Annotated in this window: 21 protein-coding genes; 10 read left to right on the forward strand and 11 right to left on the reverse strand. The window is 36.2% G+C overall.

All coding sequences use genetic code 11. The annotated features are described in order from the left end of the window. Positions 1 to 18 precede the first annotated feature (18 nt). Positions 19 to 1,548: a hypothetical protein gene (locus OL225_RS15745; RefSeq protein WP_264518880.1), complete on the forward strand. Its 1,530-nt coding sequence runs from the start codon at positions 19 to 21 to the stop codon at positions 1,546 to 1,548. A 73-nt stretch (positions 1,549 to 1,621) separates the two neighbouring features. Here the strand turns inward: OL225_RS15745 and OL225_RS15750 are convergent, their stop codons facing one another. Then, positions 1,622 to 2,950, reverse strand: coding sequence for a M48 family metalloprotease (locus OL225_RS15750; protein ID WP_264518881.1), 1,329 nt, complete (start codon positions 2,948 to 2,950; stop codon positions 1,622 to 1,624). Between the two features lie 100 nt (positions 2,951 to 3,050). On the opposite strand from OL225_RS15750, the gene OL225_RS15755 reads away from it, so the two are divergent. Genes OL225_RS15755 through OL225_RS15765 form a run of 3 tightly spaced genes read left to right on the forward strand, consistent with a single transcriptional unit; the run spans position 3,051 to position 6,374 of the window. Next, positions 3,051 to 4,184 carry a serine hydrolase domain-containing protein gene (locus OL225_RS15755; RefSeq protein WP_264518882.1) on the forward strand — a complete coding sequence of 378 codons (1,134 nt, stop codon included), beginning with the start codon at positions 3,051 to 3,053 and terminating at the stop codon, positions 4,182 to 4,184. A gap of 5 nt (positions 4,185 to 4,189) precedes the next feature. Next, positions 4,190 to 4,882, forward strand: a complete 693-nt coding sequence (locus OL225_RS15760) for a YdeI/OmpD-associated family protein (protein ID WP_264518883.1) — start codon at positions 4,190 to 4,192, stop codon at positions 4,880 to 4,882. Beyond that, entirely contained in the window at positions 4,815 to 6,374 is a 1,560-nt protein-coding gene (locus OL225_RS15765; protein WP_264518884.1) for a helix-turn-helix domain-containing protein, read from the forward strand. Before OL225_RS15760 ends, OL225_RS15765 begins: the two co-directional genes overlap by 68 nt. Position 6,375: 1 nt before the next feature. Here the strand turns inward: OL225_RS15765 and OL225_RS15770 are convergent, their stop codons facing one another. From OL225_RS15770 to OL225_RS15790, 5 genes are all read right to left on the reverse strand, one after another. Continuing rightward, on the reverse strand, positions 6,376 to 7,290 hold the full coding sequence (locus OL225_RS15770) for a hypothetical protein (protein WP_264518885.1): 915 nt from the start codon (positions 7,288 to 7,290) through the stop codon (positions 6,376 to 6,378). Positions 7,291 to 7,298: 8 nt separating this feature from the next. After that, on the reverse strand, positions 7,299 to 8,111 hold the full coding sequence (locus tag OL225_RS15775; RefSeq protein WP_052184630.1) for a hypothetical protein: 813 nt from the start codon (positions 8,109 to 8,111) through the stop codon (positions 7,299 to 7,301). 11 nt (positions 8,112 to 8,122) lie between these two features. Further along, complete coding sequence (locus OL225_RS15780; RefSeq protein ID WP_047376268.1) at positions 8,123 to 8,980, reverse strand: hypothetical protein; 858 nt, start codon at positions 8,978 to 8,980, stop codon at positions 8,123 to 8,125. Positions 8,981 to 9,205: 225 nt separating this feature from the next. Beyond that, positions 9,206 to 9,496, reverse strand: a complete 291-nt coding sequence (locus tag OL225_RS15785) for a hypothetical protein (RefSeq protein ID WP_264518886.1) — start codon at positions 9,494 to 9,496, stop codon at positions 9,206 to 9,208. A 48-nt stretch (positions 9,497 to 9,544) separates the two neighbouring features. Next, a complete protein-coding gene (locus tag OL225_RS15790; RefSeq protein ID WP_264518887.1) occupies positions 9,545 to 10,816 on the reverse strand; it encodes a Y-family DNA polymerase in 1,272 nt (423 codons plus the stop codon). Positions 10,817 to 11,115: 299 nt separating this feature from the next. On the opposite strand from OL225_RS15790, the gene OL225_RS15795 reads away from it, so the two are divergent. The 6 genes from OL225_RS15795 to OL225_RS15820 all read left to right on the forward strand — a co-directional run bounded on the left by OL225_RS15795 (position 11,116) and on the right by OL225_RS15820 (position 15,409). Further along, entirely contained in the window at positions 11,116 to 11,616 is a 501-nt protein-coding gene (locus tag OL225_RS15795) for a M15 family metallopeptidase (protein ID WP_047376265.1), read from the forward strand. A gap of 245 nt (positions 11,617 to 11,861) precedes the next feature. After that, entirely contained in the window at positions 11,862 to 12,899 is a 1,038-nt protein-coding gene (locus OL225_RS15800) for a patatin-like phospholipase family protein (protein ID WP_047376264.1), read from the forward strand. A 230-nt stretch (positions 12,900 to 13,129) separates the two neighbouring features. Then, positions 13,130 to 13,267, forward strand: a complete 138-nt coding sequence (locus OL225_RS15805; RefSeq protein WP_264518888.1) for a hypothetical protein — start codon at positions 13,130 to 13,132, stop codon at positions 13,265 to 13,267. Between the two features lie 115 nt (positions 13,268 to 13,382). After that, entirely contained in the window at positions 13,383 to 14,303 is a 921-nt protein-coding gene (locus OL225_RS15810) for a helix-turn-helix transcriptional regulator (protein ID WP_047376261.1), read from the forward strand. 53 nt (positions 14,304 to 14,356) lie between these two features. Then, a complete protein-coding gene (locus tag OL225_RS15815) occupies positions 14,357 to 14,974 on the forward strand; it encodes a hypothetical protein (RefSeq protein WP_264518889.1) in 618 nt (205 codons plus the stop codon). Positions 14,975 to 14,977: 3 nt separating this feature from the next. Further along, entirely contained in the window at positions 14,978 to 15,409 is a 432-nt protein-coding gene (locus tag OL225_RS15820; protein WP_047376259.1) for a nucleoside deaminase, read from the forward strand. 152 nt (positions 15,410 to 15,561) lie between these two features. Here OL225_RS15820 and OL225_RS15825 read toward each other — a convergent pair whose 3' ends face one another. From OL225_RS15825 to OL225_RS15845, 5 genes are all read right to left on the reverse strand, one after another. After that, positions 15,562 to 16,089, reverse strand: coding sequence for a GNAT family N-acetyltransferase (locus tag OL225_RS15825; RefSeq protein WP_264518890.1), 528 nt, complete (start codon positions 16,087 to 16,089; stop codon positions 15,562 to 15,564). Between the two features lie 69 nt (positions 16,090 to 16,158). Further along, positions 16,159 to 16,917, reverse strand: coding sequence for a type III pantothenate kinase (locus OL225_RS15830; RefSeq protein WP_047376255.1), 759 nt, complete (start codon positions 16,915 to 16,917; stop codon positions 16,159 to 16,161). Positions 16,918 to 17,144: 227 nt separating this feature from the next. After that, entirely contained in the window at positions 17,145 to 18,983 is a 1,839-nt protein-coding gene (locus OL225_RS15835) for a M1 family metallopeptidase (protein ID WP_047376253.1), read from the reverse strand. A gap of 197 nt (positions 18,984 to 19,180) precedes the next feature. Then, positions 19,181 to 19,651, reverse strand: coding sequence for a DUF1572 domain-containing protein (locus OL225_RS15840; protein ID WP_264518891.1), 471 nt, complete (start codon positions 19,649 to 19,651; stop codon positions 19,181 to 19,183). Positions 19,652 to 19,809: 158 nt separating this feature from the next. Continuing rightward, positions 19,810 to 21,501 carry a DUF6909 family protein gene (locus OL225_RS15845; protein ID WP_047376249.1) on the reverse strand — a complete coding sequence of 564 codons (1,692 nt, stop codon included), beginning with the start codon at positions 21,499 to 21,501 and terminating at the stop codon, positions 19,810 to 19,812. Positions 21,502 to 21,621 lie beyond the last annotated feature (120 nt).

A 21,621-nucleotide genomic window follows, 5' to 3' on the forward strand; every position in this document is an offset into this window, starting at 1 on the left:
ATCCCTCAAATTTTAACCATGAAAAAAATAACTCTGATCATGTTTGGACTCATCCAGACATTTGCATTTTCCCAAACCCAGGATCTGACAACACTTGCCGCTGGGGATCATGTGGGAATGAATGCTTTATTCGATGATAAAGACAACCTTTACGGTTACGTTTCTCTATATTCTTACGGAAAATCCGGTGATAAAACCAAAAAGTTTGAGTATGTAATCCTGGACAAAAATCTCAACCCTGTTGCCAATAAAGAGTTTGAAGGAGATATCACTGCTGCATCTTATTTAGGATATGTTGATTTTAAAGGACAGATTATCTTAAAACCTTCCATGATGGATTATTCTCTGGTCAAAAGCAGAGAAGTATTCACTCCTGTTTCTATGGTGATTGACCCTAAAACAAACTCTATTACCAGAAAAATATATTATGACTATCTGGAAAACGGCACTTTCAAAGAAATCAACGAGCCGAAGAGCTGGAAAGAACAGCGTAAGGAAAATCGTGAGGAAAAGAAAGATAAAGGATACAACTATGTTTCTGCCGTAGGGGAGCTGAAAGAAGGTGGTTACTTTGCTGTAGAGTATAAAGATTACGGAAAGTATGAAAATAACAACAGCCTTATGAAGTTCGATGAAAACAAAAAGGAGGTTTGGAGATATAAATACAATACTGACGGAAGCAAGAAAATCTACACCACCCTGTCTGTGCTGGAAAGAGATGAGAATTATATGTACTGCATCATGAAGAAAGTGAATGAAAAACAGAAAACATTCAGTCTTCTTGTTCTTGATATGAAAACCGGAAAAGAGACTTCCAACAAACCGGTAACCGGGTTATCTGATGATACCATAGACAATATTGAATCCTTCTACTCCAATTACAGAAAGATTGATAATGATAAAGATTTTGATGATAAAGTGGTTCTGCTGGGAAGAAACTATGATGATTCTGAGTCAGTGGGATTTGCAAGAATGATGGTAGACAAAAAAAACTTTACTGCAGATACCAAAACAATCAATTATGAACCGAATATCTCAGCCTTCCTTCCAAAAGTGAATAAAAATGGCATGGTGGAAAACGGATATATGCTTCAGACTAAGGATATGTATTTTATGAATGACGGAAGCGTAGGAATCTTATCTGAAAAATATAAACCTGCAGGACAATATAATGCCCCCAAAACAACAGACCTTGTTTACATCTACACAGATAAAGATTTCAAAGTGAAAAATGTACAGGTTTTTGAAAAAGAAAAATCAAAATGGGTAAACAGCGATTATCTCTTTTCGCAGTACCTCAACGGTGGAAAAGACGTAGTATTTTTCTACCGCGACTATCAGAAAGATGAAGTAACAAAGCAGAAAAGATGGAATTTGTTCATCAATACCATTATTGATGGAAAATTCAAACAGGAGATTATTCCTATTTCTGAGAAAGATAATTATGCAGTCACGCCATATGTAGGAAAAGAAGGCTATATCCTGCTTCGTGAGTATAATGAGAAAGAAAAATTCAATAAGATCCGTTTGGAGAAATTGAATTACTAATACAAAGAAGAATCCTGATGCAGATCAGGATTCTTCTTTTTTAAGTTTTGGCTAAAGCCCGTTCCTATTAAAATCAGTTTGCTTTTGCTATAGTTTCATTTGTCTGGTAAAAGTCTGCAATATTTTTTATTTCATCCAGACTTAAGTTCCACATAAAGTTCAGAAACTGCTGGTAACTTTCACTCTGATTTTTGGGTTCTATACGATCCAGATACCGGTTCAGATTATAGTTTTTTCTAGCTTCATATATTTTGGAAAAGCATCTTCCCAGCCAGCTTTTATAATATTTTTCTTCTTCTTCATCCTGCAGAAACTGCATAGCTGCATAAATTCCCTGTCCATAGTCTTCCGAGTGGAAATAGTTGGGCAAAATTTCCATTCTTGCTGTTTTCTTTAATGTTACAAACAGATCCGAAGGTTTTTCCGGAGCCATTGGGCTTTTAAGTTCTGTAAATGTTTTTTTTAGCATTTCAATTCTTCTGGACACTTCCGGGTGTGATGCAAGGGAATCTTTGTTCAGCTTTTCTTTGTAAAAATTATAATTGTACAGTGAAAAATCTTCCTTCTTCATCCATTTTTCATTAAAGGCCTGCTTTGGAAGGTTAAAAAGCTTTTTATACGTTTCCATCTTCAGCTCTCTTGGTGAAATAGTATCAAAATCCTGCAGTCTTTGAAGCGCATTTACAAATTCTGTTTTCTTAAAATCACTGTTTTTAAAAATAACATATCCCAAAGAATCCGCCTGCATTTCGCTTTGCCTCTTTTCCACACCTTTTTTATACACTGTATTTTTAAAGATATCGAAAGCTTTCTGATTCTGGCTCTGACTGCGGCTTGTAGTGGTTGATTTTATATTTTCAACCACAATTTTATCCAATTTATCCTGTTGGATAATTTTTAAAAAGGTCTTCAGGGAATGTTCTTCTATTTTATGCCCCAATTCATGGGAAATCACAGCTGCAATCTGCTCTTCATTATTGAGCCAGCTGTAAAGCCCCATATTGATTACAAAAGTTCCGTCAGCAAGGCAGTAAGCATTGGGAGTATTGTCTTTTGCGATCAGAATTTTCAGGTCCTGAGGGATTGTAGGGTTATTCTTTTTAAGACGCTGGATCACAGACTGTATGCTGATTTCAAATTCAGATTTAAAGATAAAATCCTTATTCTTCACCTGCTTTTGAAAATCAGTTCCGAATTCTTTATAGATTTTGGATAATTCAGAGCCCGTTTTCCCGGAATACTGAGATTTTAACCTCTTTACAGTCGCTTCATTATTCCCTTCAAAATTCTTTAAAAATGCTTTTCTCTGTATATAATCTGCGGTATCTATCGGTTTATAAATCTGGGCTGTTTGCATGATTGAAAATAGGAAGCATCCCAATACAATAAGTTTTCTGGTCATAGTTTTCATCAAATAAGAACAAAAATAACTTATTTGATGATTCATTTTAATTTTTATAGTCAAATTATTCTAAATTTGTTAAAGACCCATTTATGAAAAAATGAGAATACTAAAGTATATGATAGGCGGAGCTGTAGCCGGTGCGGCAGCGGCTTATCTTCTGGGATATGATTATTTATTTAATGGTATTTCCAAAACCTATCTTAAAGGAAAATCAAGTGCACATATTGATGACGGAAATCTTTTCCCAAGCAATCCTATTGCCACAGAAGAACCTAAACTCTGGGAAGAAGATCCGGATTATAACAAAAAAGATTTACCTAAACATTTAGTTGAAAACTTAAAACACTCCAGGACAGCAGCTTTTGTTGTAATACGGAATGGTAAAATTCTTCATGAGCAATATTGGAATGGTTATAATCAGCTTTCACAAACCAATTCTTTTTCGATGGCAAAAGCAGTGACTGTGATGCTGTTGGGAAAAGCTTTGGAAGAAGGTATTATTCCGGCTATTGATGAAAAGCTATCTGATTTTTATTCTGAATTTAAAGATAAGCCATTCGGAAATGAAGTAACTCTTAAAAACCTTGCCCAAATGGAATCCGGGCTGGACTGGGATGAAAATTACAATAATCCGTTTCTTCCCAATGCCAAAGCTTATTATGGAAAAAGCCTTGTAAAAGCTGTATTCTCAAGAAAATTTAAAGAAGAACCGGGAACAAGATTCGAATACCAGAGCGGTTCTACACAGCTTCTTGGTTTTGCCTTACGAAAGGCTCTGAATCAACCATTAGCGAGCTATTTATCAAAAAAATTCTGGATTCCTTTGGGAATGGAACAGAATGCTAAATGGAGTACGGATGATTATGGAATGGAAAAAACGTATTGCTGCATTCATTCCAATGCAAGAGATTTTGCTAAGCTGGGGCAGCTGTTTCTGAATGATGGAAAAGCCGGGGATCAACAGATTCTCAATGCTGACTTCATTGAACAAATGAGAACTCCTACTGAAAAGTCTGAAAACATTTATGGAATGGGACTGTGGATCAACCATGACAACCCTATCAAACATTATTATTTCCTGGGATTAAAGGGACAGTATATTATTATGGTTCCTGAACACAATATCGTTATTGTAAAAACCGGAAGCTACTCCAACAACCCTAAAAATGACAGAGGAAGACCTGATCAGGTGAAATTCTTTGTGAATGAAATTGTACAATTATTCCAATAAACACTATGGATAAACACAGCATAAAAGTTGATGAATACATTGAAAAATCTCCGGATTTTGCAAGGCCTATCTTAAATTACCTCCGTGAAACGATTCACGAAGTCTGCCCTGATGCGGAAGAAGCGATCAAATGGAAATTTCCTACGTTCATGTATAAAGGAAAAATTCTTTGTTCCATTACGGCTTTCAAACAGTATTGCAGTCTTGGATTCTGGCTGCATCAGGAGATGAAAACATTAAAGGAAATAGAAACAACTGCTGAAAGAAGCTCAATGTTCAGCTTAGGAAAAGTAACAAGGATTGAAGATCTTCCGTCAAAACCTCAGCTAAAAAAAGCCATTAAAGAAGCAATGGAGCTTACGGAAATGGGAGTTACAATGAAGAAAGCTCCTCCCTCCAAAACAGAAATGGAAATCCCTGGTTATTTTCAGTCAGCTTTAGATGCTCATCCAAAGGCTCTCGATATTTTTGAAAAGGCTTCACCATCCTTCAGAAAAGAGTATATTGCATGGGTTATAGAAGCCAAAACAGATGCTACCAGAAATAAAAGATTGGAACAATCTTTGGAGTGGATAGCCGAAGGTAAAAGCCGTAACTGGAAATACCAAAAAAATAAAACACAAAAACACAATGAAGAAAAAAATTATTCTCTTTTTCTTCCTTATTATTTCGATTTCCGCATTCTCTCAGTCATTTGATTTTGAGGGACAGTACAAGTATGCCCGTACTCTTTCATCCAAGAATCCGGACAGTTCGGAAATCGTTCTGAATAGGATTATAGATTCAGCACAGAAAAGAAATCTCCCTGAATTTCTTGCAAAAGCTTATTATTTGAAATCATTCAACAGCTATTTAAAATCTGATGCTGAGAAAAGTCTTGATTTTGCAGATAGAGCCCTTAAAATATCTACCCAAAACGATTATACTATCGGGAAAGCTCTGGCTTACAGGATGCAAGGTACCCAATATGCAAAGATCGGACTGCTTAAAGAATCTTCCAAGAGCCTTCACAACGCCCTATCTGAGGTAAAAAACAATAATACAGAGGAAGGACATGAGCTGAAGGGAATGATCTTTAATTCTTTTTTGATCCTTCTTAATCAGAATCAGTATAAAGAGAAAGAGTTTTACTCTAAAAGTGCCATTCAGGAATTTCAGAAGCTTAAAAATGCAGCCCGGCGAAATGAACTGCTGATCTCCGCTTATACCAATATGGGGTATAACTTATCAGAAGTAAAAAGATTTAAAGAGGCTAAATATTATTTTGTAAAAGCCCTTTCTTTGGTTAGAGAAAACAATTATTATCTGCGGTCTACTATACTGAATGATATCGGATTCTCTTTCTCAAAACAGAATAAGCCGGACAGTGCTGTGCTTTATTACCAGAAAGCATTAGCTATTGTAGATCAGTATGGTTTCAACGAAAAAAAGATTGAAGTCACCAAAAACCTTGAGGAAGCCTACACCCAGCTTCATGACGAACCCAATACGGAGAAATATAAACTTGAAAATCTTAAATTAAAAGACAGCATCGCCTATAACAAAGCAATGGCTGTGAACAAAACATTATCCAAAAAAGAGGAATGCTTTGATCAGCAGCTCAATGAAAGTCATTCCATTTCAAAAAGGCTTATTATAGCTTGTCTGGCTCTGATCATTGTTTTGGGGATTGTTATTTTTAACAGCATACGTCTCCGCAAAAAACATAAAGAAGCTGTTTCCAAAATTTACAGAGAAGGTATTTCTCCAGTGGTTTATGAAGAAGATCCTCAGGAAATTTCTGATGATATCCAAAATAAAAATACCCCTACTCCCACAGAAATAAAAATTTCACCTGAAGTAGAGGAAAATATTTTGAATGGATTAAAAACCTTTGAAGAAAGTCTTGAGTTTAATAACAAGAACATTTCACGTTATAATCTTGCAAACACTCTGAATATCAACACAAAATACCTTTCAGCGGTCATTAAAAAACACAAGAAATTCAATTTCAACCAATACATTAATCATCTGAGGATCAATTACATTGTCAACCAGTTGAAAAACGAACCACAATACAGAAAGTATAAGATCAACCATCTTTCTGAAATCACAGGATATTCATCCCACAGTGCTTTTTCTCTTGAGTTCAAAAGAATCACGGGCCTGCATCCGTCAGCATTTATCAAAACGCTGGATGAAATCACCTGATTTACTGTTCTGCAATGGTAAGATTATTATAACCACCTGTATTATTTAATGAGAAATTAGCAACAATTGAATTATTTAAATTAAACCAAATGTAAGGCATCAGCCTCTGCCCTGCAGTCATGTAAAATGAGGCAGTACAATTACTTCCTGCATCAATATTTCCTACACTGTTTGAGGACATGGTATTAACGCACTTTACCGTATTTACAATATTGGTAACTGCCAATCCTGCCGTATTATCATAGAGCTGCCAGATCGCTTCTATCTGAATAGGATTTAAAGGATCTGTAGTATAATTAATTGCTAATGGAGCCAGATCTGTAGTGAAAGAAGCTACATAAATTCCGTTTCGGGGTGCAGTAAAAATACCTGTGGCAGCATTGAAATTTGTACCGGAATTACTTTCAAATGTTTTACTCCAGTCTACAAGATAATTACTTGCCCTGTTCTGCAATCCTGTAGTTACCGTCGGAATAGACGGAGTGGCCAGTTTTACATTATTATTGGTTTTAGCTGCAATAACAATTACTTTATTATTTGTGGGTTGTGCTGTGAGCAAAGGAAGCCATTCATTTCCATTAGAATATTCCACTCCGTTGTTATAGCGTACTGCTCCCTCATCAGCGGCAAGCGCAGTTAGTGAAGAAGTTCCAAAGCCAATGGCTCCGTTTCCGGAATTTCTGGCATCAATTTTTGCAACCGGGATGAGAGTTCCCGCTCCTATTTTTCCGGTACTATTCACAAGAATATCATTACTCTGCTGAGCTGGGGTAAATGTTGACCCTGAAACAGGATTATCTTTTTGTCCGTCAATATGCAGAATACCTTGTGGATTTGGAGTATTGATTCCAACCTGTGAAAATACACAGTGGAAGCTTAAAGTCATTAAAATCAGTAAACAATTTTTTTTCATCATCTGTCTTTTTATAATCCGAAAATACTTAAAGAAGTAAGTGTAGCATCAGTATCCAAAGTTTTTGAACTTCCCAGTTTCTGATTCAGGCTTACTGTAATATTATCCCCCTGGTTCAGGTTAAAAATTCCTGAACAGTTTCCCGCAACACGGTTTCCAATGGTATTGGTTCCGGGATAGCTTCCTACACACTTGAACACTTTATTGGTAGTGGAAGATGTTGAATTGGTTTGAATCAAAGTTTCATACCTTGAATCATTGGCAATGCTTCCGGATGCTAATGAAAAGGTAAAGGACACAATATATACTCCTGTTTTTGAGGCTGTAAAGATTCCTGTACCAGCATTAAAGCTGCTATTTACATCCGTTTTTTTAGTCCAGCTGGTAACAGCGGTCTGCACTCCATCACCAAAACTTTGTGTCGAAGAGTTTTCTGCATCTACAAAGTCATTAGAGGTCTTATGAGCCAGAATGATCCATGAGGTTCCATTAGAATAGCTCAGATCCTGTGTTCCGGAGTTATACCTCAGCGCTCCGGCCTTAGCTGCAGAAGCAGATTGTGAAGTTCCCCCAATTCCGATTGCATTTAAACGTTCATTGGATCTAAGATCCAGTCTTGTTTTGGGAGATTTTGTTCCTGCTCCTACATTTCCTGCAGGAGTAATCACTATATCATCATAATAACTGGAAGGTATTGAAGCATTTGTGTTTTTCTGTCCGTCTATATGCACCGTTCCTTCCGGGGCAGACATATTGATTCCTATCTGAGCCTGCATCCACATGCCGCAGCCCATACATAAAGCCAGTCCTAATTTTTTTCTCATATCAAAGTGTGTTATTGTTCTAAAATAGAAAGATTTACAAAGCCATAATCATTGCTTGCAGAAGATAGATCTGTCCTCAGACTTAGATTACCATTATAAACAGACTGGTAGATATATGGCTGAAGAGTATCTCCCTTATTCAGCTGAACTCCGGCTACACAAGAACCTGCAACCTGTGCCTGTTTTGAAATATTGGAGAAAGATTTCACACATTTTTTAACAGTATTGTTTCCGTTCACTACATATCTCGCTTCCGAAAAATAGCCTGAAACTATAGGGATTCTCACAAAGTCATAGGTAAAAGAGACAAGATATACTCCGGTTCTTGGCGCTGTAAAAATACCTGTTCCGGGAGTAAAGTTTGCCGTAGGATCAGAAATCTCCGTCCATCCGGCAATACCTGTAGAAACCTGATAAGGAATTTTAACAGCAAAGTTCGCTGCCTGAATATTAGCTACCACTACAGCTTTGGTAGGGGAAGAAATAAGATCCTGCCACACAACGCCATCTGAGTACTGCATTTTTCCGCCATTCAGAGGGTTATATCTTACAGCACCTCCACCTGCTGATGAGGCCGTCTGGCTGGTCTCACCTATTCCTATTGAATTATCTGTGTTGACTGCAGACCGTGTATCTATCTTAACAGCAGGAGATAATGTTCCAATCCCTATTTCTCCTGTAGAAGTTATGACAACATCATTAGCAGCCTGTGTGGTAGAAGGAACTCCGGAGGTGGGATTATCTTTTGCCCCATCCACATGGAAAGTGGATTGAGGATTTGAAGTATTAATACCAACCTGCGCTTTTGAATAGCTGATAAAGCACAAGGGAATCAGTATTCCTTTCATCCAAATACTTAGATTTTTCATTTGATTTGTGGTTTAAAACGTGTACAATTCTCGGCCAAAGATAAATGTAAAAGCACATCATGTACAATAGCAGCCTTTAAAACAAAAACACATAAACCACTGAAAACAAGATAAGTAAGCACTTATTCCACATTATCAAAATACGGAATTTTACTATTTAAAATAAAACTACCCTTCTATTTTATGGGAAATTTTTAAAGTATTCTTATTTTTTAAAGAAAAATATTATTTTGAAGGCGCCATTAGAAAAAAAATCAGAAAGTCATGAATAAGTTCGTGGTATGATTTTTTGTCTCCCGATTTCAATATTTTACCTGTTTCGAGTTCTTCAATAATAATATCATAATGATTGCTTTTAGAATAGCTGAATGTTGAAATATAGACAACAACATTTCCTTTCTGCAATCCTAACGCTGTAGTATCTGCATCCCAATAATCAACAATCTTGTATCCGGAAAGATTTTCCCGGGATAATTGCTGTAATAGATTATTGATCTCAGTCGTTTTATTTTTCATTCAGTAAGAATGACGAAAATAAACAGAATTTTTGAATTAGGAATGGCTTTAATGAAACCTGAAATTAGCTTCCGGCAATGTATTTTTTTTCAGGAAAGCTTCATATTCCGGAGACAGTTTTGCACGTCCAAAGGTGTTTTCACCACTCATGCTTCCAAGGCGGACTTTATCCTTCCCAAATTTTCGGTTCATGGCATCCATGGCTTTCATCACGGGAAGATGCTGGTTTTGTATATCTTCTTCGAAAAGGCTGATTTGTCTCTGATCTTCGGGTACAAAATCATTCACCATCACCCCTGCCCTTTTATAATGAAATCCGTCTCTGTAAATAACTTCAAAAAGTTCATTAACCACTCTTCCTATTAAGATTGAGGAATTGGTAGGATTGGAAAGAATCCGGGTCATTGCATTTCTGTATTCAGGCAGATCTTTCCTAAAACGGTTGGTCTGCACAAAAACCGTAATCATTTTACAACAGGTATTCTGCTTTCTTAATCTTTCTGAGCAGTACATTCCAAAAGTTTCTACCCTTTCCCTTACTTCTTCTTTTTTTGTAAGCATCTGCATAAAACTTCGGGTAACAGCAATAGATTTTTTAGGAGAAGGAGCGTCCAGTTCCAGCTGACGAATTCCCTTCAGTTCATTAATCATCCTTACGCCATGAATTCCCATCATCTTCCGAACCCATATTTCAGGTTTCTGAAGAAGATCCCAGGCTTTATAGACGCCACTGTCGTTCATTTTGACGGCCAGTCTTCTTCCGATTCCCCAAACATCTGCGATATTAAGCCACTTCAATGCTTTTTCAATTTTTTCAGGAGAATCCAGAATATAAACGCCATTAAAATTATCCGGAAACTCTTTTACAATTCTATTCGCAACTTTACATAAAGTCTTAGTGGGAGCAATTCCGATACTTACGGGAATATTTTCTTTCTCATCAATCTCTTTTTTGATTTTAGAACAATATTCATGAATATCGATATACTTAAATCCTGTTAAATCAAGAAAAAGCTCATCAATACTGTAGACTTCATAATCAAGAACATAGGATTTGGCAATATTGATCACCTGCTGGCTTTTATAATTATACAATTCAAATTTTGCAGAAAAACTTTTCACATCATACTTTTGAAAAAGCTCCTTGTACTTGAATGCCGGGGCTGCCATAGGAATTCCAAGATCTTTTGCTTCTTTACTTCTGGATACAACACACCCATCGTTGTTGGAAAGAACCACAACGGGCTTGCCCTCAAGATCAAGATCTAAAGTCCTTTCACAGGAAACAAAAAAGTTATTACAATCTACAAGTGCATACATGACAGTTGTATGATAAATATCTACACAAAATTAGAGTTTTTAAAGAATAAAATAATCTTTTATACCATAATTAACATCATATTTAACAGTCTGAAAAACAAATGAATAAAATTATTAAATACGACACATTTTGTCGCATTAGTGTTTTAATTTTGGATTCAAAAACATTTATTTAATCCTATTCCACAGGCCTGGTCATTCTCAAACACTCAGGAACATCTCACACAAAAAATTAAATAAAACACGTCAAGTTTCGTCGCTTCCGCTCTATACTTTTGTATTATAACAAAATAGGAAATATGGACAAAGTAACCTTGGAACAAATTCAGAAACTTCATCCGCTGGTAAGAGATGAAGTGAAGCAAATTATACAAGAATGTAATGAAGCCCTTACCGGAAGGGCCAAGATAAGAATCACCCAGGGATTAAGATCTTTTGAAGAGCAGGAAAAGCATTATGCGATCGGAAGAATTACTTCCGGAAAAAAGGTGACCAATGCTAAAGCAGGGCAAAGCATCCACAATTATGGTCTTGCCGTAGATATCTGCCTGGTGATTGACCGAAAAACGGTAAGTTGGGATACAGTAAAAGATTGGGATAATGACAAAGTTGCCGATTGGTATGAGTGTGTAAAAATCTTTGCCCGCCATGGCTGGGACTGGGGTGGAAGCTGGAAAACCTTCAAAGACCTTCCCCACTTTGAAAAAAAGAACATTCCCTCTAAAAAAGGTTCCGTAAAAACCAGATGGAGAACACTCTTAAAGATGCCTAGAGATAAGCAGAATTATGTTGTTTTTTAACTCTCATTTATCAAACCATTAAAAGACTAACTCTCTGATTTGAAGCTCCATTTTTTTGATAAAATTAATTAAAATCATTTATAATACGACAAGTTCTGTCGCTTCCTCCGTCTATCTTTACTTTATAAGAAAACACCAAAAGCAATCCTTATAATAAGCTGAAACCAATAGATATTTTTCGGAAATCTATTGGTTTTACTTGTCTAAAGCTGCTAAATGTTTCTTTAAAAAAATGAAAAAATAACATGAAAAAGACAACCATTCTTTCTTTGGACGGAGGTGGAATAAGAGGAATCATCACCTGTATTATTCTGCGTTACATAGAAGAGCAGCTCCAGTATTATGATAAGCCAACAGCTAAGCTTGGGGATTATTTTGACCTGGTGGCAGGCAGCAGCACCGGAGGTCTGATTGCTTCTATTATTCTATGTCCCGACGAAACCCGAAAAGCAAAATATTCTATTCAGAAAGGATTAGAATTATATGCAGAAAAGGGCGGCGATATCTTCCAGGTTTCCTTTTGGGAAAAACTGGTTAATCCATTCGGATTATTGAATGAAAAAATTCCACAGGAATCACTTGAAAGGAATTTAAATGACTTTTTTGGAAATTTAGAATTAAAAGAATTAATAAAACCATGTTTAATAACAAGTTATGACATTGAGAACAGAAGAGCAAAACTTTTCAATTCATGGAATGCCAACCTCAGCACAGATAACTTCTACGTAAAAGATATCTGCAGGGCAACTTCAGCCGCACCTACCTATTTTAGTCCGGTACAGATCAAATCCATGTATGGACAGATCTTCAGCCTGATTGACGGAGGAATGTTTGCCAATAATCCTGCCCTTTGTGCTTATGCAGAGGCAAGAAAAATTCCTTTTGCCGAAATTTTAAAGAACCATCAGAAAGCCAACCATCCGAGTGTAAATGATATGATTATTGTTTCTATCGGAACAGGAATTGAAGCCAGACCTTATCCTTTTAAAAAACTGGAAAAAGCCGGGAAAATTGGCTGGGTAAGCCCGATTATTGATATTTTAATGTCTGCCAATGCAGAAACAGTAGATTATCAATTGGAACAGATGTTTCAGACACTGGGTTTGAGAAATCAGAAAAACTATTACCGCCTGAATCCCTCACTGAAAAACGCATCTCCGGCAATGGATAACGTAAAAAGGTCTAATATTGAAAACCTTATACAGGCCGGATTGAGCTATATTGATGACAACAGAGAAATCCTGAATCAGATTGTTCAAAAACTCATTAGAAATAAAATATAAGCCCTGAACCTTATAACTATCTAATATAAGCTTTAAAGATTATATTTTAAAACTGGAAAATATTTTTTAAACACGTCAAGTTTTGTCGTTTTGCCCCGATATCTTTGGAGTATCAAAAGATACAAAACAAGAATCCATAAAACTTTAAAAAGCCTTTGAATTCAACATTCGCCTATGCTGAACAACCTGAAGTATGTTCAGAATGTAACCAACATCTTATAACACAAAACATGGAAACACCCGATACCAAATTACTCTTTGACGCAAACCTCTTTACAATAGAATGGAGCGACATAGAAAATGCTGAGATAGATTATGAAAACTATCTGAACGACATTGACAACTTCCTCAGAGAAGATTTTGAATAAGATACTTTTTAGATAAAAAATAAAACACGACACGTTTTGTCGCATTAACCGCATATATTTGTCTTATAAAACTTTATCATGAAACGCAGTTCTGCTGCATCCTAAAAAAAGAGAAATGAAGAAAGATTTTTATCTGACAAGATATGCCTTAATAATTAAAAGATTAGAAAGTTCTCCGGCTACCTATTCCCAGCTGGAGGACTATCTTTTAAATTCTTTTGAATTCCAGGATGCCGGAATCAAGAGCTACTCTATCCGTACCCTGCAAAGGGATATCCGGGAGATTTCCGATCTTTTTAATCTTTCTATTCACAACAAGAAAAAGGGGGATAACCGATACTATATCGAGAGCCGACCAATCATGGAAGTGGATGAGTACAACCAGAAATTACTGGAATCTTTTCAGGTAAGTAACGCTCTGAATCTTCATCCGGATTTTTCAGATTTTATATTTTTTGAAAGCCGCAAACCAACCGGTGTGGAACATTTTTATGATCTGTTCTTTGCCATCCGAAATAAAAGGGTTGTAAGCTTTGAACATTACAATTATAAAAACAAACTGATGACCTCCAGAAAAGTTCATCCTTTAGCCTTAAAAGAATCCAAAGACCGATGGTATCTTATTGCTATTGACACCAAAGATAAAGCTTTAAAATCTTTCGGGCTTGATAGAATCAACTATCTTGACGTAGCCAAAAATCAGTTTAGAGAGAAGTACAAATATAATTTCAGAGAGCATTTCAAAAATGCATTCGGAGTAATGAATCTGACGGAGCAGAAACCACAGAATATTGTATTGAAATGCAGCCGCCATCAGGGAGAGTACATCAGAAGCTTTCCTCTTCATCAATCGCAGAAAGAGACCAAAGAAACTCCGGAAGAGATTTATTTTGAGTTCTTCCTTCATCCTACTTATGACTTTATGCAGGAAATTCTTTCTTATGGAAAAGAAGTAACTGTTCTGGAACCTAAAGGTTTAGTTGATGACATCCGTAATCATTTACAGGAATCTTTGAACCGTTATCTTGAAAGCTGATCATAAAAAACACATTTCATATTTTTTGTTATATTTACATAAATATACCCTTATTGAAAACTTTATTTGTTGGCATCAGCTGCTTTATTTCCACCTTTTTTCTGGCACAGCAGAAAGAAGAATTCAGGCTTGTAAAGAGCTATTATAACCAGCACAGAAATATGCTGAATAAAGAGTTCAAAAAAAAGTTTGATGCTGAATCCAATATGGATAAAAAAGTGGCAATAAAAGGAGATTTTCTCTTTTTCATGAAAAAAATGGACAGCATTGAAAACAATGCCTTGATCGGGGCTTTATTAAAGGTTAGAAACCTGGAAGACCTCCAAACCATCAGGAATCCTAAATTAAATCCATCCGAAAAATTTTCTGATGCAGAAAAGGTTGCGGATTATCCCGGAGGGCTTAATTCTTTGAGACAGGAAGTTGCCAATCTGCTATACGTTGATGGGGTTTATTCCTTAGAAAAAATGATAAAAACAGATGTTGATTTTATTGTAGAAAAAGATGGTACAGTAAGCAATGTTCATGCACAGGGCGATAATTTCACCTTCAACAGACAGGCAGAAATTGCATTATATTCTCTTGCAGAAAAGTTCTCTCCGGCAATGATAAAAGGAGATCCTACCACTTATCGTTTTAAATTACCTTTAACTTTAACGATCACCGATTAAAAAATGTTTACTGACGAATATTACATGAAAATGGCCCTGCAGGAAGCAGAAGCCGCTTTGGAAAAAGATGAGGTTCCTATTGGATGTGTAGTAGTTTCCAATAACAGGATTATCGCAAGAGCCCACAATCTTACCGAAACCCTGAATGATGTTACTGCTCACGCAGAAATGCAGGCCATCACTTCAGCGGCCAATTTCCTTGGAGGAAAGTATTTAAAAGACTGTACATTGTATGTAACAATGGAACCATGCGTGATGTGCTCAGGTGCACTTTCCTGGTCTCAGATTTCAAAAGTGGTGATTGGCGCACGGGATGAACAAAGAGGGTTTATCAATAAACATCTTTCTCTGCACCCGAAAACAGAAATCATTACAGGCATCATGGAAGCCGAATGTTCTTCTATTGTTAAAGATTTTTTTAAAAGTAAAAGATAACCTTTTCATTGAAAGAATTTGATTCGTGTCTTGGTGGACTTTAACCTTTTCCCAATAGTTTAGATAATAATAGTATAAAAAGCCAGAGAAAATTAAAATATTCTCTGGCTTTTGTTTTTATAGAATCAGGAATGTATTCATATTCCTTACAATCAGTCTTTAAAAATAGAGTATCTCACTATATCAAAATATTCTCCATCTTTCTTCATTTCCTGCTTTAAAACAGCTTCCTGCTCCATTCCTATTTTCTCCATTATTCTTCCGGATGCCGGGTTGTGAAGAAAATGGGTAGCAAAGATCTTATGGAAACCCAGGTCCTTAAAACCAAAATCTACAATTGCTCCTGCTGCTTCAGTTACATATCCTTTATTCCAATAAGGTATTCCTATCCAGTACCCAAGCTCCGCTTTATCATCATCCCTGTCATGCAGTCCGATAGCACCTATGATATGTCCTTCTTTGTTCCTGATAGCAAAAGTATATCCTGTTTGATTATCAAAAGCTTCCTTTGACATTTTCAGCCAGGATCTGGCATCATTTTCTACGTAAGGATACGGAATATTAGAGGTAAGATCAGAATAAATCCTATGTTGAAGATATTCAACAATAAAAGGAACATCCTTTTCTTCCAGTTGTGAGAGAATAAGTCTTTTGGTTTCTATGATGGGAAATTTTTCCATTGTATTAAGGTTAAAGTTAAGTGTAAGATAAGATATGACTTGAGCTCAACCCAGCCTTAATCTTTTAATTTATAAATCTTTCCCCAGGAAATAAAGGCCTTTCAATGTATGAAGCCTGTCCATCACATGAATCTTATCTGTCAGAGGTTTATAGATATGGGAGACACCTCCCGTTGCTACTACGAAACAATCGTCATTTACCTCCTCGTTGATGCGGCTTACAAAGCCTTCTACCATTCCCAGGAAGCCATATACCATTCCGCTTTGCATACAGGTTACTGTATCCAATCCCAAAACAGATTTTGGCTTTTTCAGTTCAATGTCCGGAAGCTGTGCGGTCTGGTTGATCAATGAATTTAAGGAAGTAACAATTCCCGGAGCAATAATCACTCCCAGGGTTTCCCCTGTTTCTGTCACACAACTGGCTGTAAGAGCGGTTCCGAAATCTATAACAATTTTCTTCCTGTTAGGGTACAGATTGTGTGCCGCCACAAGATTTGCATAAATATCTGTTCCCATCTGCTTAGATTTCGCCTGGACTCCTGAAGGAGTTGACCTATCAACAATTACAGGAGTAGTTCCGTGAATCTTTTTGATACCGGAGCTCATTACTTTGGTAAGCTGAGGTACTACTGACCCAATAATTACTTTGTCGATTTCTGTTGGCTCAATTTTATAAGTTTGATAAAGCATCAGCATCTGTACGTAAAGCTCATCTGCCGTTCTGTAAGGTTTTGTATTGATTACCCACGAAATATCACAATTATCACCATTGAAAAGACCAAATCTGATATTGCTGTTTCCTACGTTTATTACGATTGAATTCATTGATATATTTTTCAGAAGAAATTCATGATTTATAATTGAAATTCCTGCTTGATTTTGAGGGACTAAATTTAATCATTTTTATAAAAACTAGCCTTGGATCTCTTATAAATTAAGTCTATCTTAAAAATATATCTGTACATATCAACATGTGCCAGCCAGTCCTTTCTTTACAATAAACGGCGCGGAAATTTTATTTCCGCGCCGTTTATTGTATTATTTTGTATTCATTATTTTACTTCCACAAAATTATCTTCCATATTTACATCTGCAATTCTCTGGCTGAAATCAATTCCAAGAACAGATAATTGAGATTTGGTGTAAGGAATGGTAAGAGTATATTCTTTTTGCGTCCAGGGCCAGTAAGGCATTGTTTTAAGATCACCATAAATATCTTTTTGTTTCCATGTGTGAGTCATATTCAGCGGGATCTGATAAGTCACTATTTTCTTATCGGTTGTCATCACTCCGAAATCTATCGGCATTGGAACCTGACCATTGTTGATTAAGGTAATAGTTGTAGATTTTGCATCGTATTTTACATCTTTTATTCCGTAATCAATTGTTTTTGTAGTGTTGATCCAATAATTATGGAACCATTTCAGATCCATTCCGGAAACTTTTTGTGCAATGTGAAGAAAATCCCTGTCAGAAGGATGTTTCATACTCCATTGGTCATAATACTGTTTCAAGGTTTCTGCAAGGTTCTGTTCTCCCATAATATATCCAAGCTGCACCAGGTATAATTCTCCTTTTACATAAGATGCATATGTATAAGATGTACCATTATCATGGTGATCCCCCAGCCATACTGCAGGTTCTTCTATTCCTTTTTTAATAAATTTTCTGTAGGCATCCAATCTTTCCATAAAAGGATTCGGCAGATCTTCAGGAAATAGCTGATACATGGTATATCCTTCCGCATAGCTTGTAAAACCTTCATCCATCCATGGACGTACAGATTCATTGGTAGCCAGCATCTGCTGATACCATGAGTGAGATCCTTCGTGAGCCATTAAGCCCATTAAATCTTTAACGTTTTTCGCTTCACCTAAAATCATGGTACACATTCCGTATTCCATTCCGCCGTCACCTCCCTGAATGAATGCATAAGTAGGATATACATATTTTCCAAAGTGGGCATTCATAATCTGGAAATACTTAGTGATATAAGGCTGTGATTCGCCCCATGCTTTTGTTTTATCGTTTTTCTGATATACCAGATAGACTTTCGGACCTTCCGGAACATTGAAGCTTTCTACAGAATAATCTCTGTCTGCACTCCACGCAAAATCAAGAATGTTTTTTGCCGTCCATTTCCAGATTGCTTTTTTGTCTTTTTCAGTTTTTATTTTAGCATTGGCATCATATCCTTTTACTTCTGTTGGGTTTTCAAGGATACCTCCTGCTCCTACAACATAATCTTTGTTGATTTTAATAGTAACATCAAAGTCTGAGAACGGAGCATGAAATTCTCTTCCCAGATAATCAAAGGTTGCCCAGCCGTCATAATCGTACTCAGCAATTTTCGGATACCACTGCGTCATTGTCATGTCTACTCCTTCCCTGTTATTTCTTCCGCTTCTTCTGATCTGCTGAGGAATCACGGAATCCCAATCCATTGTAAAAGTAGTTGTAGAATTCGGTTTTATAGGTTCTGCCAGGTATACTTTCATAATGGTTTCCTGAACTTCAAATTTCAGGTCTTTCCCATTTTGTTTAATCCAATGGATATTCTGAGCTCCTTCCTGATCTTTTGGAATAGAAGCAAGCCTTGAGATCCCATCTTTCTGCAACCTTCCGTCACCATTCTTGCCTTGGGAAGCCACTCTTTGATCCATCATGGAATTAGGTTTGAAAGCATTCCAATATAGATGGAAATATACCACATTCAGCTCATCCGGCGAATTGTTGGTGTATTCTAAAGTCTGTTTTCCCTGATAGGTAAATTTTTCAGCATTGACATCAATATCCATCTTGTACTTCGCAGCCTGCTGATAATAAGCTCCTTGCTGAGCCTGAAATTGTGAAATGATAAACGCAAAAATGATTGCAGCCGATTTTCTCATTTAAAATTTTATTTTTTTTTAAAGGTAGTAATTTAAACAAGATCCTCAAATAGGAGTTATTTTGAGATTTTAGTCTGTTTAATATAGCTTTAGATGAATATTAATCGAGATTGTTAAACTTTTTAGGGGCTTTATTTGAACATCACCTTGCCAAGGTTTAAAACCCTGACAAGGTGATGTTATTTTAAAAGTAATTTTTACTGGTTCTTCAACAGTTTTTTGATTAGAGTAATCTGTCCCAGGTGATAGTAGCTATGTTCGATCATTCCGTCTATATTTCTGCGGTAAGACCCATATTTTTCATCAACAAAAACTTCATCAAGTTTAGAATCGGGCATCTGTTCAAGTAATGCAGCAAACTTTTCAGAATCTATCCAAAGTTTATTTAACAGATTTTCCCATTGTTCCCGGGATTCTATGGGAGGAAGATCAAAACTGAATTTATCTTTAATCTCGAGATCTCCTCCTTCAAAAACATTGACAATTCCTGCAATATAATAATCGATGTGAAAAGTGAGCATAGCAATCGTATTTAAAGAATCTACCTTCTTCACAGCCTGTTCCCAGGTTACATCTGAAAGCTGATCCTTAAAATTGGTATTGGCAATCCAGAAACCGTCAAGCAGCACTTCTCTGAATCTTTTTGATAATTCTGATACTGAACTCATTGTGTAGTATTTTGTTTTCTAAAGATAGGCAATTGGATAATCATTTTTAAACTTCCTTCAGGTTTTGCAGATAACACAGAGGCTCATAAGTTTTCTCAATATAAAAAACCTCAAATGCAAAATACATCTGAGGTTGATATTATACTATTGAATTACAATTATTTTTTAGTTGAAGCTTCTTTCTTTCCGCTTCTTAGAATTTTCTCAAGGATTCTTAAAGTAATCAGATAAGTTGGTTTTACTCCTGTAAGCCCAAGCCCTCCTGAAGATAATGTACTTCCTGTTTCCAATGGATTATCAGAAGCGTAATAAGCATACATTACAAACAGATCCGGTGAAATATGGTGTCTGATCTTCGACGCTACCTGAATCGCTTTCTGATAATGTGCTCCTTCCATTTCCAGACCAATCGCTTTCCATGAAGTATTCATAAAGTAGGATAAAATATCTCTGTTTTGCAGTGAAGTTCCTAAAACAGTAATCATTGGGCCTTCAAAAGCTTTTAATTCATCATCTTTGAAATCTTCCAGCTTCAATGCATTCTCAAATGGATAGTTGTCCGCAGTTCCTTCAAAAATATGAGAAGTAGGAATCATAATATCTCCTTTTTCTCCTGTAAGAATTCCTGCTTTCCCCATAATAGAGACAGATTTCACTTTCATCATATAGATTTCCCCTTTGTGCTCAAAAGGTCTTAAAAGCTCATCCATTACCTCAAAAGCCTGCTCTCCGAATGCATAGTCAAAAACCATTACTACATCATCTCCTCCGAACTTGCAATCTGCAAATGGTGTATTCTTTAGATCTGTTTTGCTGAGGTCTATAATCTGAACATCTATATTACTTCCACTTTTATCGGCAATATGAATCATCCCTTCATCCAAAGCATACTTTAAAACTTTATCACGAAGTTCTTTTTTGTTCGAAATATCTTCGTACAGTTTATAATCCACTTCATGATGCTGTTTCTTTTTAAGTGCATTATTGGCATACAGCATATTTTTCACAGAGTGCATATTGGCAGAAATAATATGCAGCGGACGCATGTGAAGATTGTTTTCAAATAAAACCTCTTTCACTTTATTCGCCCATTTCTCACCAAAATAATGATGCCCTACTCTTTCCTTTAATATAGAACTGAAATGAATTTCTCTTTCTCTGCTGCTTTTAGCATCTTCAAGACTTACCTTTCCTAAGTTGTAGATAATTTTGAATAAACGGTCAGGATTATGATCATCACCAAAAGTATTATAAGCTCTTAGCGTTTCATCAAAAGATCTTCCTATTAAAGAAGAAAGATGAATAAGTGCCACTTCTTTTTCTTTTCTGCTGTATTTCTTTTCACCCTTCACCACTTCTTCAATAATTTTGAAGGCACGTGTCGGTTTCCAGTTTTCGTCCTGGATGAATGCCAGGTTACGGATTTTATCAGCTTCTATAAAAAGGAAGGTAAGATGGGTAAGAATGTCATAAATTTCGGAACGGCCCAAAAGAACCTCAATATTCATCTGGTGTTCGTCTATTCTATAACAGTTTCTTCTTCTTTTCTTAGGAACAATAGGTTCGAAACTTCCTTTATCAAACCCTTCATCTGATGTAAGATGAATAAAAGCACATTCTTCAATCCCTTCCGGAAGTCTGTCTAAAACATACATCAACCCGTCAAGTTCCAATTTGCTTGGAATATTCATGGTACCATAAATCTCTGGGTTGATTGTCTTCAGCAAACTTCTGATGCTCTCTCCTGAAACTCCTCCTGGCTTGAAAAATCCTCTATAAAATAAGTGTCTCATAGAAATGTACAGTCTTTCAATAGCCTCCGTTGTTTCTCTTGCTCTAGAATTTGTCATAAAATAAATTTCACACAAATATACAAAATCTCCACTCAACTTATTTTAACTATCTTTTAATAAGTTGTTTAAAACCTATAGATAAGCGGGTTTTATTTTGGAATATTTTAACCCGTTCTA

Source organism: Chryseobacterium viscerum, from assembly GCF_025949665.1.
In the GTDB taxonomy this organism is placed as follows: Bacteria; Bacteroidota; Bacteroidia; order Flavobacteriales; family Weeksellaceae; genus Chryseobacterium; species Chryseobacterium viscerum_A.